Here is a 2,717-nt window from a genome sequence, read left to right on the forward strand (position 1 = left end):
GTGCGGGCGTGGGCGCCGCGACCGGCGCCCGCCCCCGCACCGGCCAAGCCGCCGGTCGCGGCGCCCACGCCCGCACCGGCCCCGGTCCCTGCGCCGGCACCCGCCGCGGCGCCGACGCCGGCACCCGCCCCCGCGGTGACGGCGGCGCCCAAGCCGGCCGAGCCCGCACCGGCGCCCGCGCCCAAGCCCGACGCCGCCGCCGGCGAGCGCAGCGAGATCACCGCCGCCGTCAATGCCTGGGCCAACGCCTGGTCCAAGCAGGACATGGACGGCTACCTGGCCGCCTACGCGCCCAACTTCGACCCGGCCGACGGCGCCAGCCGCAGCGCCTGGGAGAAGGAGCGCCGCGCCCGCATCGTGGGCAAGAACAGCATCAGCGTGCAGGTCGAGGGCCTCAACGTCGACGTGCAGGGCGACAAGGCCACGGCCAAGTTCCGCCAGCGCTACCGCTCCGACCGCCTGAACGTCAGCAGCCGCAAGACGCTGGAAATGCAGCGCGTCCACGGGAAGTGGCGCATCGTGAAGGAAACCGTCGGCGGCTGAGGCCGTCGACATCCACAGCCGCCCGACCTTGCAGGTACGGACCCGCCCCCTGAACCCGCTGCTGGCCGCGCTGCTGGCTGCCGGCGTGCTCGCCTGCACGCCACTGTCCGGCCATGCCGCCGAGCGCCAGGCGCACGGCAAGTCGGCCCGCGCCGCCGCCAAGTCGGCCGCCGCCGCCCCGGCCGCCAAGTCCAAGAAGGAAGCCGGCCGCGCCGTGCCGCAGCGCAGCGCCGCCGCCGCGCCTGCCAGCCGTGCGGCCCGCCGCGCCGAGCGCACGGCGGTCCGGACGCCGGCGCCGGTGCGCGCCGCCCTGCCCGCCGTGGCGGCGACCGCGGCGGCGACGGCCGCCACCAGCCGCGTGGTGGCCCATCCGCCCGCCATGGGCGCGGTCGACAACAGGATCGCGCCTGGCGCGGCCGCCGTCGCTTCCGGCGGCGGTGGCGCGCAGGTGCTGCTGCAGTCCGGCGGCACGGCCGAGGCGCAGCTGATCGAGGTCTACCAGCTCTTCGGCCGCGGCGAGACGCAGCAGGCCCTGGACAAGGCCCGCCTGCTGGTCAAGGCCTACCCCAACTTCCAGCTGGCGCAGCTGGTCTACGGCGACCTGCTGGCGACCCGCATCCCGCCCAACACCGCCCTGGCCGATGCCGCCAGCGTCGCGCGCCTGCGCGGCAATCCGGCACTGACCGAGCTGCACGAGGAATCGCGCCGCCGGCTGCAGGCGCTGCGCGACCGGCCGCCGCCGGGCACGGTGCCCTCGCAGTTCCTGGCGCTGTCGCAGCGCAGCCGCTACGCCATCGCGGTCGACGCGTCGCGCTCGCGGCTGTACCTGCTGGAGAACGCGGCCAACGGCCTGCAGGTGGTGGCCGACTACTACATCTCGGTGGGCAAGCAGGGCACCGACAAGCTGGTCGAGGGCGATGCCCGCACGCCGCTGGGCGTGTACTACGTCACCAGCAACCTGGATCCGCGCTCGCTCAAGGACTTCTACGGCGCGGGCGCCCTGCCGATCAACTATCCCAACCCCTACGACAACCTGCTCGGGCGCACCGGCAGCGGCATCTGGCTGCACGGCACGCCGCCGGATCAGTTCGCCCGGCCGCCGCAGGCCAGCGACGGCTGCGTGGTGCTGTCCAACCCCGACCTCAAGCAGATCCTGGCCAAGGTGCAGGTGGGTGCCACGCCGGTGGTGATCGCCCGCAGCCTGGAATGGGTGGCGCCGCCCAAGGTGCGCACCCTGGCCGAGCCCTTCGAAACCGCGCTCAGCGCCTGGCTCCAGGCCCGCAGCGGCGGCAACGAGGAGAAGCTGCGCAGCTTCTACGCCAACCAATACCAGCGCGCCACGCGGCGCGGGCCGACCACGGCGCCGCTGGACAACGTGCTGCGCCAGGAGCTGGCGACCGCGCAGGGCCGCAACATCCAGCTGAAGGACACGTCCTTCCTGATGTGGCACGACAAGAGCGACACGGTGATGGCCACCTTCGGCGAAGTGGTCGCCGGCGAGCGCACCGGCCGCACGCGCCGCCAGTACTGGGTGCGGGATGCGAACAGCTGGAAGCTGTTCCACGAGGACGTGTCGGGCTGAGCGCCCGCTGGCCCTTCGCCTCGCCCCTCACGCGCCGACCCTGCGGCGCCCCGGCTCGCGCACGCCGGACCGAAAAGCCCTCATTCACAGTGCCGTGAACTTCGTCACGATTGTGTGAAATTTTCGGGGGCTGACAGGCGCGTGGCAGTCACGTAACGCGCTGCGCCATGGGCCCGTAACACCGGACACGCCCATCGGCACCAGGATGGTGCCTGCGCCCCGCAGCCTCCGGACTGCGAAAAACCCCTTTTCAATCAAGAACTTGCGGCATCCCGGCAAGCCCGGCGAAGCCTTGTTGCGCCGTCTTCTGCGGGTCAACCCGGACGCCATCCCTCCTACCCGCCACACGAATCTGAGAACTTCCCTCTTATTGATACACGAAGTTACGGGGTCCTAGCATGAGATCGCCTTGACGGCACCTGTCCTTGTCGTTTCGTTACCACTTTGCAGAGGTATCCCATGAAAGCAGCAGTCCTCCGTTTCCTGCGCGATGAAGAAGGCGCCACCGCCATCGAGTACGGCATCATCGCCGGCCTGATGGCCCTGATGCTCGTCGCCATCTTCGGCACCGACGGTGCCGAAGATGGCGACG

The 2,717-nt window shown here is 71.9% G+C and carries 3 protein-coding genes; all 3 read left to right on the top strand.

What is annotated here, in order from left to right:
- Nucleotides 1–543 (top strand): L,D-transpeptidase Cds6 family protein (locus tag NS331_RS27400; protein WP_153013044.1); only part of this gene is annotated, 543 nt, incomplete at its 5' end.
- 28 nt (nt 544–571) lie between these two features.
- Complete coding sequence (locus NS331_RS24670; protein WP_242873881.1) at nt 572–2,125, top strand: L,D-transpeptidase family protein; 1,554 nt, start codon at nt 572–574, stop codon at nt 2,123–2,125.
- Nucleotides 2,126–2,584: 459 nt separating this feature from the next.
- Nucleotides 2,585–2,717 (top strand): Flp family type IVb pilin (locus tag NS331_RS25900; protein ID WP_153013045.1); only part of this gene is annotated, 133 nt, incomplete at its 3' end.

This window comes from Pseudacidovorax intermedius, from assembly GCF_001476815.1.
Classification (GTDB): domain Bacteria; phylum Pseudomonadota; class Gammaproteobacteria; order Burkholderiales; family Burkholderiaceae_C; genus Xenophilus; species Xenophilus intermedius_A.